At 62.0% G+C, this 18,267-nt stretch carries 11 protein-coding genes; 4 read left to right on the top strand and 7 right to left on the bottom strand.

All coding sequences use genetic code 11. From position 1 onward, the window contains the following. Positions 1-12: 12 nt before the first annotated feature. The 3 genes from uvrC to uvrA all read right to left on the bottom strand — a co-directional run bounded on the left by uvrC (position 13) and on the right by uvrA (position 5,749). A complete protein-coding gene (gene uvrC, locus L7A20_RS06415) occupies positions 13-2,001 on the bottom strand; it encodes an excinuclease ABC subunit UvrC (protein ID WP_237185600.1) in 1,989 nt (662 codons plus the stop codon). A 65-nt stretch (positions 2,002-2,066) separates the two neighbouring features. Continuing rightward, the gene (locus L7A20_RS06420) at positions 2,067-2,753 is read right to left on the bottom strand and encodes a lysophospholipid acyltransferase family protein (RefSeq protein ID WP_237185599.1); all 687 of its coding nucleotides are present in this window, start codon (positions 2,751-2,753) and stop codon (positions 2,067-2,069) included. A gap of 122 nt (positions 2,754-2,875) precedes the next feature. Continuing rightward, entirely contained in the window at positions 2,876-5,749 is a 2,874-nt protein-coding gene (uvrA, locus tag L7A20_RS06425) for an excinuclease ABC subunit UvrA (protein WP_237222810.1), read from the bottom strand. A 162-nt stretch (positions 5,750-5,911) separates the two neighbouring features. Between uvrA and L7A20_RS06430 the strand changes: the two genes are divergently transcribed. The 3 genes from L7A20_RS06430 to L7A20_RS06440 all read left to right on the top strand — a co-directional run bounded on the left by L7A20_RS06430 (position 5,912) and on the right by L7A20_RS06440 (position 10,170). Then, complete coding sequence (locus tag L7A20_RS06430; RefSeq protein ID WP_237222811.1) at positions 5,912-6,616, top strand: MBL fold metallo-hydrolase; 705 nt, start codon at positions 5,912-5,914, stop codon at positions 6,614-6,616. Between the two features lie 44 nt (positions 6,617-6,660). Next, the gene (dld, locus tag L7A20_RS06435; RefSeq protein WP_237222812.1) at positions 6,661-8,373 is read left to right on the top strand and encodes a D-lactate dehydrogenase; all 1,713 of its coding nucleotides are present in this window, start codon (positions 6,661-6,663) and stop codon (positions 8,371-8,373) included. 183 nt (positions 8,374-8,556) lie between these two features. Then, positions 8,557-10,170 carry an alpha/beta hydrolase gene (locus L7A20_RS06440; RefSeq protein ID WP_237222813.1) on the top strand — a complete coding sequence of 538 codons (1,614 nt, stop codon included), beginning with the start codon at positions 8,557-8,559 and terminating at the stop codon, positions 10,168-10,170. Positions 10,171-10,303: 133 nt separating this feature from the next. Here the strand turns inward: L7A20_RS06440 and L7A20_RS06445 are convergent, their stop codons facing one another. Next, positions 10,304-12,013, bottom strand: a complete 1,710-nt coding sequence (locus tag L7A20_RS06445) for a formate--tetrahydrofolate ligase (RefSeq protein ID WP_237185594.1) — start codon at positions 12,011-12,013, stop codon at positions 10,304-10,306. Positions 12,014-12,252: 239 nt separating this feature from the next. On the opposite strand from L7A20_RS06445, the gene L7A20_RS06450 reads away from it, so the two are divergent. Continuing rightward, the gene (locus tag L7A20_RS06450; RefSeq protein ID WP_237209341.1) at positions 12,253-13,761 is read left to right on the top strand and encodes an L-lactate MFS transporter; all 1,509 of its coding nucleotides are present in this window, start codon (positions 12,253-12,255) and stop codon (positions 13,759-13,761) included. Positions 13,762-13,810: 49 nt separating this feature from the next. Here the strand turns inward: L7A20_RS06450 and L7A20_RS06455 are convergent, their stop codons facing one another. From L7A20_RS06455 to L7A20_RS06465, 3 genes are all read right to left on the bottom strand, one after another. Beyond that, positions 13,811-14,440, bottom strand: a complete 630-nt coding sequence (locus L7A20_RS06455; RefSeq protein ID WP_237198841.1) for a cation transporter — start codon at positions 14,438-14,440, stop codon at positions 13,811-13,813. Positions 14,441-14,553: 113 nt separating this feature from the next. Beyond that, positions 14,554-16,296 carry an ABC transporter ATP-binding protein gene (locus tag L7A20_RS06460; protein ID WP_237222814.1) on the bottom strand — a complete coding sequence of 581 codons (1,743 nt, stop codon included), beginning with the start codon at positions 16,294-16,296 and terminating at the stop codon, positions 14,554-14,556. Next, a complete protein-coding gene (locus L7A20_RS06465) occupies positions 16,289-17,938 on the bottom strand; it encodes an ABC transporter transmembrane domain-containing protein (RefSeq protein ID WP_237222815.1) in 1,650 nt (549 codons plus the stop codon). The genes L7A20_RS06460 and L7A20_RS06465 overlap by 8 nt, the downstream gene beginning before the upstream one ends. Positions 17,939-18,267: the final 329 nt, after the last annotated feature.

Raw genomic sequence — 18,267 nt, forward strand, 5'->3', positions numbered from 1 at the left:
GGTACTTCTAGCTTAGTGCACTGCTTCACTCTCGGGTTCATTCCCAGGTCCCGGAGCAAAGCGTTCCCGTATTTTCTGGGCCATAGCGGGGCCAATGCCCGGTACCTCTTGAAGTTCTTCGGCGCTTGCTTCAGAAAGCTGTTTGAGAGAGCCAAAGTGTTTGATGAGGGCTTCGCGTTTGGCGGGGCCCAGCCCGGGTACGGTGTCGAGGGCTGATTTGACCATTTCTTTACCCCGCTTAGAGCGGTGGAAAGTGATAGCGAAGCGGTGGGCCTCATCGCGAATACGCTGAATTAGGTACAAGGCGTTAGAGGTTCTGGGCAGAATGACGGGGAAGTCGTCGCCCGGCAGCCAGAGCTCTTCGAGTCGCTTGGCGATACCGACCACATAGATATCGGTAATTCCCAGGTCTTCGAGGGCCCGGGTGGCGGCGGCAACCTGGGGCTGGCCACCGTCCACCACGACCAGGTTGGGCGGGTAGGCGAACTTGGCCGGCTCCTTGGTGTGCAGGTCCTCGTCGCTGATTTGACCGGACGCCCGCACCCGGGCCCCTGGGGCCTCGTCGGTGAGATAGCGGCGGAAGCGTCGGTAGATGACGTCGTACATGCTGGCGGTATCGTCGCGGGCGGCGTCCCCGGTAATGGAGAACTTGCGGTAGTCGCTCTTCTTGGGCAGGCCGTCCTCAAAGACCACCATGGAGGCCACCACGTTAGTGCCCTGCACATGGGAGATGTCGTAGCACTCGATGCGCATGAGGGCTTCGGGCAGTTCCAGGGTCTCTTGGAGCTCTACCAGGGAGGCCGAGCGGGTGGTGAGGTCCCCTGCCCGGCGGGTCTTGTGCAGGGTCAGGGCCTGTTTGGCGTTCTCGGCAACGGTTGCCATCAGCTCAACCCGGTCGCCGCGCTGGGGCACGCTAATGGTCACCTTGGCACCGCGCACACCCGAGAGCCATTCTTCGAGCTTCTCGTGGTTTTCGGGTAGGACCGGCACGTTGATGTGGCGGGGTATCTCGTTGAGGTTGTGGTTAATCTCTTCCTCGGTTGACCCAGCGGCCAGGGCGGCAGCGGCCTCGCCGTAGACCTGAACCAGTAGGTGGTCGACCAGGGCTTCGGGGGTGGAGTCTTCGACCTTCTCAACGATCCAGCCTCGCTGGCCGCGAATGCGTCCGCCGCGCACATAAAACACCTGCACCGCAGCTTCTAGGTCATCTTCAACAAAGTTGAACAGGTCGGCATTCACCGAATCGGGCAGCACCACGGCGTTGCGTTCAAAAGCCTTGGTCAGGGCTTCGATGTCATCGCGCAGGCGGGCAGCCTTTTCAAAATCAAAGTCGGCGGCGGCGTCCTTCATCTGCCGAGTCAGGTCGGCAATGAACTTCTCGGCTCCCCCGGCCATGAAGGAGCACAGGTCCTCAGCGATTTTCTGGTGGTCTTCGCGGCTCACCCTACCCACGCAGGGGGCGGCGCACTTGTCGATGTAGCCCAGCAGGCAGGGCCGGTCGGACGCCTGCGCCCGGTTGAAAACGCCGGCTGAGCAGGTGCGCACCGGGAAGACCCGCAAGAGGGCGTCAAGGGTTTCGCGGATAGCCCAGGCCTGGGAGTAGGGGCCGAAATAGCGCACCCCCTTCTTCTTTTCCCCGCGCATGACCTGGGCGCGCGGGAAGCGGTCTTTAAGGGTGACAGCCAGGTAGGGGTAGGACTTATCATCGCGGAAGGCGATGTTGAAACGGGGCTTGTATTCCTTGATCCAGGTGTACTCCAGCTGCAGCGATTCGAGCTCGCTGCCCACCACCGTCCACTCCACCGAGGCGGCCGTGTGCACCATAGCGTAGGTTTTGGGGCTCAGGGAATCTACGCGGGCAAAATAGGAGTTCAGGCGGTTGCGCAGATTCTTGGCCTTACCCACGTAGATAATACGACCCACCTCGTCGCGGAAGCGGTAGACCCCGGGGTTGGTAGGGATTTCGCCGGACGCCGGGCGGTAGGAGGCAGGATCGGCCACGTGTATCAGGTCCTTTGAGCTAGGTCAGGAGCGGCAGGAGCCTCTAGCCCGCGCTGGGTGCTGGGCTAGATTCCCCCGTCGCGTTCTGCTGACGGTGAGACGTTGTATTCGTTTTTGCGGGGCTGGCCAGAGAGCTGGGCGATAGCGTCCATAATCTGGTCGGTGGTCTGGCGGCGCTGCTTGCCGCTCATACGCTCCCCCAGTTTTTCGAAGGTCATGGGCTCCCCCACCCGCACCGTAAAACGGTGAGGGTAGACCATGTTGGAGCCCGGCTTTTGAATCTTATCGGTACCAATCAGGCCGATGGGCACTACGGTGGCCCCGGTCATGTGAGCCAGCCAGGCCACCCCGATTTTTCCCTTATAGAGGTAGCCGTCGCGGGAGCGGGTGCCCTCGGGGTAGATACCGAAGACCTTGCCCTCGTTGAGGCGGTCGAGGGCGGTTTCGAGGGCCTTCATGGACTCTTTTTTGTCGGTGCGGTTGACCGGAATAATGTCGATGACCTGGAAGAGGGTCTTCATGGCCTTGCCCTTAAAGCCCGGTGAGTTGACGTACTCAGACTTGGCGAGAAAGGCAACCCGGCGGGGCATGAGGGCTGAGATAATCACGGAGTCAAGGAAGGCCAGGTGGTTGGAGGCCACGATGACGGGGCCCTCAGCGGGGAAGTTCTCAAGGCCGGTCACGCGGGCGCGGAAGACGGTACGGAGCAGGGCTTCGACGGTCTTTTGAGTTGCCTTGTATTTGAGGGACATGAGAACTCCTTGGTGCACAGCTGGCGGGGCCTACCGTGGCAGGCACCCCACCCGGGGTATGCTTTTTGAAATTTTAGGGCTGTTTTGACCTATTTAGCATACCCCGGCGGGGTGCTGCTGCCCTAGAGCATCTCAGCTAGGAAGCGGCCGGTGTGGGATTCGGGAACGGTTGCCAGCTGCTCGGGGGTACCGGTTGCCAGCACGGTGCCACCGCCGTCGCCGCCTTCGGGGCCCATGTCGATGAGCCAGTCGGCGCTCTTGATGACGTCCAGGTTGTGCTCGATGGTAATGACGGTGTTGCCCTTATCAACCAGGCCCTGCACCACCCCAAGAAGCTTGCGGATATCTTCAAAGTGCAGGCCGGTGGTGGGCTCATCGAGCACGTAGATGGAACGGCCGTTAGAGCGCTTTTGCAGCTCGGTAGCCAGCTTGACGCGCTGGGCTTCACCGCCGGAGAGGGTGGTCGCTGACTGACCCAAACGCACATAGCCGAGTCCCACGTCCACCAGGGTGTCAAGATAGCGCGAGATCTTGGTGAAGGCGGCGAAGAATTCGGCGGCTTCAGAGACCGGCATTTCAAGGACGTCGGCAATAGTCTTGCCCTTGTAGTGCACTTCGAGGGTCTCGCGGTTGTAGCGCTTACCCTTGCAGACCTCACAGGGCACGTAGACGTCGGGCAGGAAGTTCATCTCAATCTTGAGGGTGCCATCGCCCGAGCAGGCTTCGCAGCGCCCGCCCTTGACGTTGAAAGAGAAACGACCGGGCTGGTAGCCGCGCATCTTGGCTTCGGTGGTTTCTGCAAAGAGCTTGCGGATGTGGTCGAAGACGCCGGTATAGGTCGCCGGGTTTGAACGCGGGGTGCGGCCGATGGGCGACTGGTCCACGTGGATAATCTTGTCGAGGTGCTCCAGGCCGGTAATGGTCTTGTGACGGCCCGGCACCTGCTTGGCCCCGTTGAGCTTATTCGCCAGGGAGGTGTAGAGAATATCGTTGACCAGGGTGGACTTGCCCGAACCGGAGACGCCGGTGACGGCGGTGAGCACACCCAGGGGGAACTCGACATCTACGTTCTTGAGGTTGTTTTCACGAGCCCCAATGACCTTGATGGTGCGCTTGGGGTCAACCGGACGGCGGGTGGCGGGCACCGTGATGGCGCGGCGTCCGGCCATGTAGTCACCGGTCACGGAGTTTTTATTCTCAAGGAGCTCGGCAAAGGTACCCGAGTGCACGATCTGCCCGCCGTGCTCACCAGCGCCGGGGCCGACGTCCACGATCCAGTCGGCTTCCTTCATGGTGTCTTCGTCGTGCTCCACCACGATGAGGGTATTACCCATGTCGCGCAGCTTGGTGAGGGTTTCAATCAGTCGGCGGTTATCGCGCTGGTGCAGGCCGATGGAGGGTTCGTCCAGCACGTAGAGCACGCCCACCAGGCCGGAGCCAATCTGGGTTGCCAGGCGGATACGCTGGGCTTCGCCACCCGAGAGGGTACCCGCTGAGCGGGCCAGGTTCAGGTAGTCCAGGCCCACATCGAGCAGGAACTGCAGGCGGGCATCAATTTCTTTGAGCACCAGCTCAGCAATCTTAGCCTCGCGCTCACTCAGGGTCAGCGAGCGCATGAAGGTGAGGGCTTCGCGCATGGGCATGTCGGTGACATCAGCAATGGACTTGCCGCCGACGGTGACGGCCAGGATGGTGGGGTTGAGGCGGGCGCCGTTGCAGGAGGTGCAGGCGACCTTTCGCATGTACTGTTCGTAGCGGTCTTTTGACCAATCTGATTCGGTTTCTTCGTACTTGCGTTTGATGTAGGCGCTGGCGCCCTCGAAGCCGGAGGTGTAGCGGCGTTCGCGGCCGAAGCGGTTTTTGTAGGCGACGGTGACCTTGTAGTCCTTGCCGTTGAGGATGGCTTTTTTAACCTTGGCTGGCAGGTCTTTGAAGGGGGTAGCTAGGTCGAAGTCTAGTTCTTCGGCCAGGCCAGCTAGCAGGCGGAGCCAGTATTCACTGGTGGCCTTGCCGGTGGCCCAGGGGGCAACGGCGCCTTCGGCTAGGGAGAGGTCGGGGTTGGGGACGATGAGGTCGGTGTCCACTTCGAGGGTGGAGCCGATACCGTCGCAGGCTGCGCAGGCACCAAAGGGTGAGTTGAAGGAGAAGGCTCGGGGTTCGACCTCGGTGACGGCTAGGGGGTGGCCGTTGGGGCAGGCCAGGTTTTCGCTGAAGGAGCGGGTGCGGCCCGGGGCGTCGGCGTCCTCGTCCACGAAGTCGATGAGCACCTTGCCGTCGGCGAGCCCCAGCGCGGTTTCGACGGAGTCGGTCAGGCGCTGGTGGACGCTCTCCTTGATGGCAATACGGTCAACAACGACCTCGATGGTGTGCTTGTACTGCTTTTCGAGTTTGGGCGGGTCGGTGAGCTGGATGACCTCGCCGTCCACGCGGGCGCGGGCGTAGCCGGCGGTAGAAAGTTCTTTGAAGAGGTCGACGAACTCGCCCTTGCGGGCTGAGACCACGGGGGCGAGCACCTGCAGGCGGGTTTTCTCGGGGTAGTCCATGAGGGTATCAACGATTTGCTGGGGGGACTGCTTAGAGATTTCCTCGCCGCACTCGGGGCAGTGGGGGTGGCCCACACGCGCCCAGAGCAGGCGCATGTAGTCGTAGATTTCGGTGATGGTGCCGACGGTTGAGCGCGGGTTCTTAGAGGTAGATTTCTGGTCGATGGAGACGGCCGGTGAGAGGCCCTCGATGAAGTCGACGTCGGGTTTGTCGACCTGGCCCAGGAACATGCGGGCGTAGGAGGAGAGGGATTCGACGTAGCGGCGCTGGCCCTCGGCGAAGATGGTGTCGAAGGCGAGGGAGGATTTGCCCGACCCGGAGAGGCCGGTGAAGACGACCATGGCGTCGCGGGGGATGTCGAGGTCGACGTTTTTGAGGTTGTTTTCGCGGGCGCCCTGCACACGGATATGGGTGAGGTCGTTGCCGGTGGGTTGTGTGGCTGAGCCTGCCATGAGTCACCTATCTAAGAGATTGTTTCGAAGATATATTCTATAGGGTTTGCGTGGGCGATGAAAGCGTCTACCCCTCCCGGTTTGTACCGCCTCCTGCTCATTCTGGGGTCTTAAAACGGGCAGGGCATGGTACAAAGTGGTGTGAGAGCCTAGAATGGGGCCATGAGTGACCTAGCCAATACCCTAATTTTTGAGTCCGATGCCCTGACCGTGCGGTCCATTGCGGTATCGGAGATGGAAAACAACGTCTACCTGCTGACCCACCGGGCAAGCGGTGGGCAGGTGCTGATTGATGCCGCGGACGATTTTCCCGCCATCAACGCCTTCGCTCAGCAGGCTGCCGCCGCCGACTCCCCCGCTGCCCACGGCCAGGCGGGAGGCGGCGTCCGCGCCCTGGTAACCACCCATTCCCACTGGGATCATATTCGCGCCCTGCCCGAGGCTGTTGAGGCCTGGGACCCGGTAACCTACTGCGGTGCCCCCGATGCTGAGGCTATCGCCGAGCAGGAAGGCGTAGAGGTTGAAGAACGCCTGGTGGGCGGCGAGCGTCTGACCTTAGCCGGTATTGAGCTTGAGGTGATTGCCCTGCGCGGGCATACCCCGGGTTCAATTGCCCTGGCCCTGCGGGTACCTGAGGGGGCGGACGCCGGTAAGCGGGCTCTGCTGTTCACCGGGGATTCGCTCTTCCCGGGCGGGGTGGGTAAGACCAACTCTCCCCAGGATTTTGAGCAGCTTTTTGCCGATGTTTCAGAACGTATCTTCGCCCGCTTTGACGATAGCACCCTGGTGCTGCCGGGCCACGGCGACTCCACCACCCTGGGCAGGGAACGCCCCCAGCTGCCTGCGTGGAAGGAGCGGGGCTGGTAGTAGAATCAAAGTGAAAGCACTAACCCTCGACAGAAAGATGTGAGATGACCTCCCCAGCAAACTCAGGAGCCCATCAGCAGGCCCTCGCGGCATTCAAGGACATTGTGGGCTCTGACCATGTGCTCACCGCAGAGCACGCGACCATGCCCTACAGCAAGGGCTACCGCTTCGGCGGCGGCCCCCTGCTTGCCGTCCTCCGCCCCACCACCCTGGTGCAGATGTGGAAGGCGCTCCAGGTCTGCGTCGACCACAACCTCATGGTAATTCCCCAGGCCTCTAACACCGGTCTGACCGGCGGTTCCGGCCCCGGCTTCCAGGACTACGACCGCCCCATCGTGCTCATCTCAACCCACCTCATCAACCAGGTGCACCTGATTAACGACGCCCACGAGGCCATCTCCCTGGCGGGCGCCACCCTCACCCACCTGACCGAAGAACTGGCACCACACGGCCGCGAACCCCACTCGGTCATCGGGTCCACCTCCATCGGTGCCTCGGTCATCGGCGGTATCGCCAATAACTCCGGCGGCAGCCAGATTCGCAAGGGCCCGGCCTTCACACGCGAAGCCATCTACGCCCGCGTCACCGAAGAAGGCAAGGTCGAGCTGGTCAACCACCTGGGCATCTCCCTGGGCGATGACCCCGAGGTCGCCCTCGACCGCCTGCAGCGCGGCGCCTGGTCGGCGGACGATGTCACCCCCGCCCCTGCCGACAGCAGCGAGACCGAGTACGCCGCCCACCTGCGCAAGATGGAGCCGACCCCCGCCCGCTACAACTCCAACCCCGAGTACCTGTTTGAGGCGTCCGGATCCGCTGGCAAAATCATGGTCTTTGCCGTGCGAACCCGCACCTTCCCGCTCGAGAAGAACCCCGCCATGTTCTACATCGGCACCCACAACCCTCGCGAGCTCGAAGAAATCCGCCGCATCTTCCTCGAAGCTGACATGCCCCTGCCCATCTCGGGTGAGTACATGGGCCGCAGCGCCTTCGACCTGGCAGAAAAGTACGGCAAAGACACCTTCGTTTTCCTCAAGTACATGAGCTCTGCACTGCAGACCCGCATGTTTGCCTTCAAGACCTGGGCTAACGGGGTCTTCGGTAAGGTTCCAGGCATCGGCCCCACCTTCGCAGACACCGTCTCCCAGCGTTTCTTCGACCTGGTCCCCAGCCAGCTGCCCAAGCGTATGCTGGAGTACCGCGACCGCTTCGAACACCATCTGCTGCTCACCGTCAGCGAGGCCCAGAAGCAGGCGACCGAAACCATGCTTAAGGACTTCTTCGCGGCTCCCGAACATGAGGGCGACTTCTTCATCTGCACGGCGGACGAGGCACAGAGCGCCAACCTCCACCGCTTCGGCGCTGCCAGCGCCGCCACCCGCTACGCCAGTATGAAGCGCAAGGAGCTGGGCGAGCTCATCCCCATCGATGTTGCCCTGCGCCGCGATGACTGGGACTGGCTAGAAGTACTGCCCCCTGAAATTGCTAGCCAGCTGGATGTTACCGCCTACTACGGCCACTTCTTCTGCCACGTCATGCACCAGGACTACGTCGCTAAGAAGGGCGTTGACCCCCATAAGCTGCACGATGATATCCAGGAGCTGCTCGAGGCCCGTGGCGCCAAGCTGCCGGCTGAGCACAACTATGGGCGTCTCTACCACATGCCCGAAGCTATGGTGGAGCACTTTAAGGAGCTTGACCCCACCAACACCTTCAACGCCGGTATCGGTGGCACCTCCCCCAAGAAGGACTGGGCCTAGTTACCGTTTATCCGCCTGTAGGCGGGGAACAGGTTCATCCTGACGGCTGATTTCTTAAGACAGGTGTGAGACTACACTGGTTTTTACAGACACATGAAAACCATTCTCACCAGGTTGAGCCTGTTGCCTGCGCGACCCATACGCCGCGCAGGCAACAGGCTCAACCGTCGAAAGAAGACAGCCGTGACCATACTCCAGCACCAACCGGCCCGACGCCGTGCCGCCTACCTCACCACAGCCGTCCTGACCGCCAGCACCCTGGCCCTGGCAGGCTGTAGCTTCAGCGTCCCTTCTGCCCAGCAGCCGTCAGACCAGGCCCTCGCTCCCGCAGCCGACCGCACCCACGGGGCCAGCTGGCAGCGGGAAAACTTTGAAAACTTCTACGAACAGACCATCACCTGGGGCGAGTGCACCGCCGAGCACAGCGGCTTCTCTCCCGAGAACGAAGAGCTTCTAAAAGAAACCGGGTTCGACTACGCCAACTACGAGTGCGGCACCGTCACCGCCCCGCTCAACTGGGGAGACCCGGACGACAACCGCACCCTTGAGCTGGCCGTCAGCCGCACCGTCTCCACCGGCAGCGACCAGCAGGTGCCCCTCTTCACCAACCCCGGCGGGCCCGGAATCGGCGGAATTCAACACGCAATGTCACTGGCCACCGACCCGTCCTTTGCCCCCGTACTGGAAAGCCACCAGCTCTGGGGTTTTGACCCGCGCGGTATTGGGGCGTCCACCCCCGTGGTATGCGAGTCAGACTCTGAAGTTGCCGCCGTACAGCTTGCCGAATGCGCCGCCAGCTCAGAGGTCGCCAACTACATGGGCACCTCCCAGGTGGCCCGCGATATGGAACTGCTCCGCTCCCTAGCCGGGGGTGAGCGCCTCGACTACCTGGGCTACTCCTACGGCACCATGCTGGGAGCCACCTACGCTACCCTCTTCCCCGAGAAGGCAGGACGCATGGTGCTCGACTCGGCTGAAAATGCCCAGTGGGGTGCCCTGACCCACAACTACGACCAGATGGTGGCGGTATCGAAAGCTGTGGGTACCCTGGCAGAGCGCTGCTCCGACCTCACCACCTCAGAAGGTGCAGCCGTGACCTGCCCCTTCACCAGCGAGCGCGAAATGCTCGACTACCAGAAGTCCCTGACCGACAAGCCCCTGGTGGCCAGTGACGGCACCGAGATTACCGGTTTGGAGCTGCGTGATTATCTGACCAGCCAGCTCTACGGGCCGGACGTCATGCAGGGGGACGGCCTGGACCTGCTGGGTAAAGCCAAGGCCGGGGACAAGGAAGCTGTAGACGCCCTAGCCCAGATGATTGCGCATAACAGCGCTGAGATTGATACGGCCGGGCAGCTGGTGGTGTGCCCCTCTAAGCCTAAGACTCCGGACGTAGAGGCCCTGCTGGCTCATATGAAGGAGGTGGGCGTTCCCGAGTTCATTGGCGGCCCCGAGATCACCGATGAGGTGCTAGCTGAATTTACCGAGTTCGACTGTGCGGTTTTGCCCGCTACCGGCACCGATATCACGACGTCTTTCGACGCTTCGAAGGTTTCAACCGACCTGCTGGTTATTGGCATTACCGGTGACCACGCCACCCCCTACCAGCACGGTAAGGAGCTGGCCCGTCAGCTGGGGAAGGCTTCCTTCGTAACCTTGGAAGGGACTGGCCACGGGGCGTCCTTCTCCGGCCGCTCTACCTGCGTCGATGAGCTGGCGACCGCATACCTGGTCGATGGCACTGTGCCCAAGGACGGCACCGTGTGCCAGCCGGACGCCCCAGAGGCTTATTCATAGGAGGTTCCGCAGGCTCACGCTCGCTGCCGACCCTCTCGCTGGTTCGCTTCGCTCACAAGCGATTCACGCCAGCCACCGAGCCAGCAGCTTCGCTGTGAGCCTGCTCCACCTACCCTAATAAATAAGCATCATTTTAGAAGAGGCCGACCATAGTGCCGTTCTCGTCAAAACCGATACGCTCGGCAGCCGGGGACTTGGCCAGGCCCGGCATAGTCCGCATGGTGCCGCAGATAGCGTAAACATAACCGGCACCTGCCGCCAGACGCACCTCGCGCACGGGCAGGGTCCAACCGGTCGGAGCACCCTTCAGCGAGGCGTCAGCCGAAATCGACAGGTGGGTCTTGGCAATGACGACCGGCAGCTTGCCGTAGCCCAGCTCCTCGTAGCGAGCCAGCTGCTTGGCCGCAGCCGGGGCGACCTCAATGCCGTCCGCCCCGTAGACCTTGGTGGCGACCTTCTCAATCTTGGTGGTCAGACTGTCTTCGTCCTCGTAGGTGTAGGTCAGTTCGCTCACGTCATCGCAGGCTGCGGCGACGGCGTCCGCCAGCTCGGTCACGCCCTTACCGCCCTCGGCAACGCCGCGGTGAATCGCCACGCGAGCGCCTGCCTCCTCGGCAATGCGGCGGATCGTCTCGTGTTCTGACTCGAAATCGGTGGGGAAGGCGTTGATAGCAACCACCGGCTGAACGCCGAAGGAACGCACAATCTCGATGTGCTTGAGCAGGTTAGCGGCGCCTGCCTCGACGTCCTCGGTGTTCTCTGCCAGCAGGCCCTCGGGCAGGGGCTTGCCGGGCACAATCTTGTAACGGCCTGAGTGGGACTTGAGGGAGCGGACGGTGACCACCAGGACGGCGGCGTCCGGCTTGAGGCCGGAGACGCGGCACTTGACGTTGAAGAAGCGCTCCGCCCCCATGTCTGCGCCGAAGCCGGCCTCGGTAATCACATAGTCGGCGTGCTCAAGACCAACGTAGTCAGCGACGACCGAGGAGTTGCCAGTGGCGATATTACCGAAGGGGCCTGCGTGAATCAGGGCGGGGGTCTTCTCGAGGGTCTGGAGCAGGTTGGGGTTGATAGCGTCAGCCAGGATGACGGCCATAGCACCGTCGGCCTTAAGGTCGGCTGCAGTGACGGGGTCCCCGTCTACATTGAGGCCAATCACGATCTTGGCCAGGCGCTCCTGCAAGTCGGCGAAGCTGGTGGAAAGCGAGAGAATCACCATGATTTCGCTGGCTGAGGTGATGTCGAAGCCGGTTTCGCGGGGCACGCCGTCCATGCGCTCGCCCAGACCGATAACGATGTTGCGCAGGGCGCGATCGTTCATGTCGATGACGCGGCGCCAGGTGATAGCGCGGGTGTCGATGCGCAGCTCGTTGCCGTGGTGCAGGTGGTTGTCAATCATGGCAGCAAGCAGGTTGTGGGCTGCGGTGACGGCGTGGAAGTCACCGGTCAGGTGCAAGTTGAGCTTCTCCATAGGGACGATCTGGGAGTAGCCGCCGCCTGCTGCGCCGCCCTTGATGCCGAAGGTGGGGCCCATGGAGGGCTGACGCAGGGTCAGCATGGCCTTACGGCCGGTTGCTGCCATACCCTGGGCAAGGGAGACCGAGGTTGCGGTCTTACCTTCGCCAAGAGGGGTGGGGGTAACGGCGGTGACCACGATGTACTTGGAGCCGCGGGCTAGGGCCTTTTCTGCGGTGGTGTCGTCGGTCAGCTGCACCTTGGCAACGTACTTGCCGTAGGGCTCTAGGCGATCTTCATTGATGCCTGATGCCGCGGCAATCTCGGTAATCGGCTGCAGGGTCGCTGCCTGGGCGATTTCAAGATCAGAGGGGAAGGGCTTGCTCATAATGTGAACTTCCTTGTTAACTAGCTTATCTGCCACCACCCAGTTTAGTGCCCTGAGTCATGTTTTGCAGACCCAGCACACTCAACACATCTCAAGGAATACTCAAAATTTTAGAAGAGCTACCAGGCCCGCCACCCCTAGGACAGGTAGCATACGCCAGCCGTCGGCATGAGGTAATGTTGAGCGCATCACTACACATTGAATTTCGCCAGCAGACATACATCTCAGAGGAAAGCTTCATGTCAGTTCTTGATAGGTCAGCCATCATTGCGCCCGTCACTTTTAACCGCTGGTTCATGGCGCCAGCGGCACTTGCCATTCATCTCTGTATCGGGCAGGTCTACGCCTGGTCAGTTTTCAAGACCCAGCTAGTCACCCACTTTGGCTCAACCGAAACCGCGGTGGGCTGGGTCTTCTCTCTTGCCATCGCTATGCTGGGCATCTCAGCGGCCATCGGCGGCACCTGGGTGGAACGGGTTGGCCCTCGCAAGTCGATGCTAACGGCGGGAACCTGCTGGGTTCTAGGCTTTCTTATCGCGTCTCTGGGTGTGACCACCAACCAGCTGTGGTTAGTTTTCCTGGGCTACGGTGCACTCGGTGGCGTTGGGCTTGGCCTGGGCTATATTTCCCCGGTATCTACCCTCATGAAGTGGTTCCCTGACCGCCCGGGTATGGCCACCGGGCTTGCCATCATGGGGTTCGGTGGCGGTGCGCTCATCGCCTCCCCCGTATCAGCCCAGCTCATGGAACTCTTTTCAGGATCAGCCGAAAAGACAGAACAGGCATCAGCGCTCGTCCCCTCCTTCTTGGTTCTCGCTGCCTCCTACGCTCTTATTATTCTGCTGGGCGCTTTCGTCATCAGGGTCCCCCACCCCGATTGGAAGCCCGCCGGTTTCGACCCGTCCCAGCAGAAGCCCAACACCATGCGCACCAATAAGAACGTCACCGCAGCCCAGGCTATCCGCACTCCCCAGTTCTGGCTGCTCTGGACGGTACTGTTCACCAACGTCACCGCCGGTATCGGCCTGCTTGAATCAGCCTCCCCCATGATTCAGTCCTACTTCCCCATCTCCGCCGCAGCGGCAGCAGGCTTCGTCGGCCTGCTGTCCCTGGGCAACATGGGTGGCCGCTTCGTCTGGTCATCGACCTCAGATATCATCGGTCGCAAGAACATCTACGTCATGTACCTGGGTGTAGGGCTGGCCCTCTACATCATCTGGGCGCTCTTCGGCAACGTCAGCCTGGTGCTCTTCATCGCTACCGCTTTCATCATCATTTCCTTCTACGGCGGTGGCTTTGCCACTATCCCGGCCTACCTGCGCGATATGTTTGGCACCCTACAGGTAGGGGCCATCCACGGCCGTCTGCTGACCGCCTGGTCAGCTGCGGGTATTGCCGGGCCGCTCATCGTCAACCTGGCTCAGGACACCGTGCGCGGTGGCAACCCCGAGGCCTCGGGTGCCGAGCTCTACCAACCCTCCCTCTTCATCATGGTGGGCGTGCTAGCTATCGGGTTCATCGCCAACCTGCTGGTTAAGCCGGTGAACGAGAAGCATCATGCCTCAGAAAAGGACATGGCCAAGCTGGCAGGCCACGGGAAGCTGGGCACCTCCGACCAGCAGGTTAAGGTCAACGCCGGTGGCCCGCTGCATACCCTGGCAGCCTGGGCCCTGACCCTGCTCGTCACAAGTGGCTTGGTCTATGGCCTGGCCCAGACCGTGATTCGTTCACTGGCGCTTTTTAGCTAAAGACCAGAGGCCCTGCCCTGACAGCTCCCCGCAAGTTCAGAGCAGGGCCTTAGTCGTCGTCGAGGTCGCCAGCTAAGGCCTTGGCGGCCAACGATTCCTCATGGGCGGTTTCCCATACTTCCTTAGCAGCCCCCAGGTTCAGCACCAGGATGAGGGCACCAAGTACCAGATCAGGCCAGCCGCTTCCTACCCAGGCGGTGAGACCGGCTACAACGATAATAGCGAGGTTGATGAGCACATCGTTACGAGCTGCCAAAAAGGCGGCTGCGGTGAGCGACCCGGCACCGGTACGGAAACGGGCCAGAATCAGGGTACAGATGAGGTTGACCACCACGGCCCCGCCCGCTGTAACGAAGAGGGTGAGCGCATCGGGGGCGCCAGGGTCAGGGAATTTAGCCACGATCTGCCAGACGGCGGCCAGGGCCGGGAGCAGGATAATGAGGGCGGACGCCTTCCCCGCCCGCGCCTGCCAGGTCAGTGACCAGCCCAGAGCGATTGCAATGAGAGTATTGACCGCGAAGTCCTCGAAGAAATCTACGCTGTCGGCCAGCAGGCTGACCGAGCCAATGGCCAGGGCGATAGCTCCCTCGATGAAGAAGTAGGCCAGGTTGAGACCGGCAACCAGCAGGACGGCGCGGCGCAGGCGGACGGGGTCAATTAGGGGCTTAGATGAACTCACGAGTCTAGATTAGCACCGCTCCGCCCCGCCCGGGGTCTCGGGCGGGGTCTCGGGAGGGGCGGCGGCTTAGTCAGAGCGAATGTGGCCCAGACGGCTTAGACCTGTGAGGTTTCTTAGGCGCGGGCAAAGATTTCTGCCGGAGCCCCCTCTGCAACCAGCTCACCGTTTTCCAGGAGCACGGCCCGGTCAGCCAGTGAGGCGATGCGGGCGTCGTGGGAGATGATGATGACGGCTCGGCCCTGCATCACCGCAGCCAGGGACTGGCGGGCGTCCGCCAGTTCTAGCTGGGTAGTTGACTCATCCAGAATCACCGCGTGGGGGTTGGCTGCCACGATACGGGCTAGACCCAGCTGCTGAATCTGGTCGCGGGTGAGCTCTGTGCTACCGCCACCGACCCGACTCTCCAGCCCCTCGGGCAAGTCATCAACCCAGGTGGCGCCGACCGACCGCAGGGCGGTGAGCATCTGCTCGGCGCTAGCGTCGGGGGCTGCCACGGTCATGTTCTCGGCCAGGGAGCCGACAAAGACGTGGGCCTCCTGGGTGCAAATCAGCAGGGCGGGGCGTCCGCTGGCATCGGGCTGGGTGGGGTACAGCCCGTTGCCCACCAGCTGACTACCGACCTGCACGGTGCCGCTATCTGCGGTGAGCGACCCGGCAATCAGGCGGGCCAGTGTGGTCTTGCCCGAGCCGGAGCGTCCTACCAGGGCAAGGCTCTCCCCCGCTGCCAGCTGCAGGTCCACCCCCTTAATCACGGGGGCGTCCGGGTCGTACCCGTAGGTCACGCCCTGCAGGCTGATGACCGGGGCGGACGCACCCTGCTCAGGCAGGTGCGCCGGGGCATCTACCTGCCCGGCGGCACGGCGGGCCTGCTGCTGGTTCGATAGGTCAATAACACCAAAGACGCGCCCCATGGTGACGGTCATTTCGCGCAGGCGGTCAAGCCAGAAGGTGAAGATATCTGAGTTGACGCGCATGGTGAAGAGCATGATAGAGGCGGTTGCAACGTCGCCCCAGGTCGCCCAGCCCTGTTCCACGCAGTAGGCACCCCAGACCATGGAGAGCACCAGGGGTAGGAAGGAGTTGAAGGCGTCCACGGCCCAGAAGATGGAGCGCACCACAACCATGCGATCGCTGACCTCAAAGGTTTTCCAGATGCGCTCATCCTGCACCCGGGCACGGGCCTCACTGATCCCCAGCTCTTCAACGGTTCCAGCACCGCGAATGTTTTCGGTTGCCACTACGGTTAGGTCGCTGACTGCCTCGGTCTTTTCCCGGGTGAGCTTGGCGATCCGGGGTAGGAAGATTGAGAGCACGATGGTCATCACGATAAACATGGGCACGGTCACCAGACCGATGGCCGGGTTGACGGTGAAGATGGTAGCCGCGGTAATCAGCATGTAGATGCTGATATGGGCGAATTCCGGCAGGCCGGTGGCCAGTACCTGGCGTACGCTGTCGACGTCGTCGGTCAGGCGGGCTACCAGGTCGCCGGAGCCAGCGTCCTCAACGGTTTGGGCGTCCAGCTGCAGGGAGGCCCCGACCAGGTCAATGCCTAGGTCGCGGTTGAGGCGCACACCCATTTTCTGGCCCTGGAAGGTCCAGGCGCGGGCCAGCAGGGCACCGGCGACCACAGCAAGGCCAATGACCGTCAGCTCTGCCCAGGGGTAGCCGGTCAGCTGCCCGGTGGTGGCCCGGTCAATGAGCTGCCCCACCATAATAGGGGTCACCAGGGTAGCCACGGAGCTAGCCACAAACAGAACCACCAGCCAAATCAGCTGCCAGGGGGTTTTGAGAATCGAGCGGGCCAGTAGCCTCCAGGTAGTCTTACCGTCAGTAATGGGGAGGAGGTTAGCCACGGGCCTCACCTGCTTTCAGTCGTCGCTCAACCTCCATGGTGGTTGAGACCAGGTAAATCTGGCGGATGTGTTCGAGGGGGCCGGGCTGGCCCGTATGGGTTTCGAGCTGGTTCAGGATGAACTTCTGGCTGGGTTCGTCCACCGAGTTCAGCGGTTCGGTGAGCACCAGCACGGACGCCGGCTGGGCTAGTGCCCGGGCTAGGGCAAGGCGCTGCCGCTGGCCGCCAGAGAGGTTGGTGCCTTCTGAGGCCAGGGTGCTGGCCAGGTACTTTTCGGGGTCGCGTCCACCGAGTCGGAAGGCGATTTCTTCGGAGTCGGTGAGCTTCAGTAGCTCAATCATGCGCTCCCGGCTCAGCCCCTCGGTGCCCATCTGCAGGTGGTCAGCCAGGGAGCCGGCAAAAATCATGGGGTTGGGTTCCGAAAGAAGCACGCGCTCACCCCCGGCGAGGACGCCCGCCGCCCGTTCCCCACCCGGGGCAGGTTGAGCTTGGCGTAGGGCTTCGGTCAGGGCTTCGGCGTAGTCCTGGGCTGGCAACCCGGCTTCGCGCGGGTTGATGTAGTGCACCGGGGCGCTGGCCCGGGGAATCTCAACCAGCGCCTGCCCTGCTGCGGCGCTGGTCGCCGGGGCAACAGCGTCCTTACTCTCTACCTGAGAGTTACCCTCAACCTCAGCTGCAAGTCTATCTACGCGTTTGAGGGCAACGCGGGCATTACGCCAGGAGAAGAGCAACATTTCCACTGACCAGATGGGCCCGGTCAGGGTGTTGATCAGACCAACCACCGTGACTAGCTGGCCAGCGGGGACCTCAGTAATCCAGGTACCTTCGGGGGCAGCCCCGCGCAGGGCGAGCGCAATGACCACCCAGGTCACGGTTCCTACCAGCAGGTTGCGCACCGCATAGGACCAGGTCTGCACGCTCTCTAGGCGAATCTGGGAGGTGTAGACGTCCTGGGCTGTTGCCCCGTAGCGGTCCATCATGCGGCGCTGGGCACCCAGGCCCAAGATGGTGCGAATCGAGGAGGCTACGTCAGAGGCGCGGGAGGTAGACACGCCCACCTTGTCGCGGAAGACGTCCGCGTGCTTCTCGAGCAGCTTGGAAATCCAGGTGAGGGTCAGCATGGTCAGGATCAAGCCACCCAAGCTCACCACCGCAATCGCCGGGCTAATGCGCCACAGCTGCCAGGTGCCCAGGGCGGTCACGCCCACCGCAGAAAAGGCCAGAATCATGGGCTGCCACATCTGGGCCATGGAGCGGGCGTCCTTGTTCAAAATCGCAATGAGGGCGCCGGTATCACGGTTGGGGCTGCGGGACATCAGGCTGGCAATGTAGAGACGCCAATCCCGCTCAATGCGGGCCACCACCCTAAAGGTGATACCCCAACCCACGAACTCAACAACCGACAGGTAGACCACCACGCCCACCAACAACCAGACCAGCCGCCAGGCCCCTGCCTCATCACCTGAGGTGTGCAGGTCAATAATCGTGCCCACCAGAACCGGCAGAAAGACCAGGGCAAGGGAGGTCAGAATATCGAGGGGGAAGGGCAGAAAGAAGAGGGGCCGCCAGCGGAAGCCCGGCGGGGCGATACGGAACTTAACTTTTTCTTTGGGCGTCTTTGTCTCGTCAGTCATCTCAGCCATCAGGCTACTCTTTCAGCGTGTGCGTGCGGGTGTGCAGGTCGTGTGTGAGGGAAAAACCCGCAGGGCATAAAAATACCTACCGGGTTCGCTTGCCCCGATAGGTGTGTCTACGTCAGGTTATCGTACCCGTCTAACCAGCAGTCGGGCTAGAAGCGAGCGCACCATCGATGTGTCTACCCACGGGGAGGCTGTTGAAGGGAATAGGTCGATTATTCATTTCGTGGGCCTCCTTTCGTGAGCTAGATATGCGGTTAAGTTCTGCCCTTTACCTTAGAACACTCTGGGCAGGTTTGACAAGCGTCACACCCGTCTTTATCTTGACCGGTCTA

The sequence above is a fragment of the Rothia nasimurium genome, assembly GCF_928381415.1.
GTDB lineage: Bacteria > Actinomycetota > Actinomycetes > Actinomycetales > Micrococcaceae > Rothia > Rothia nasimurium_H.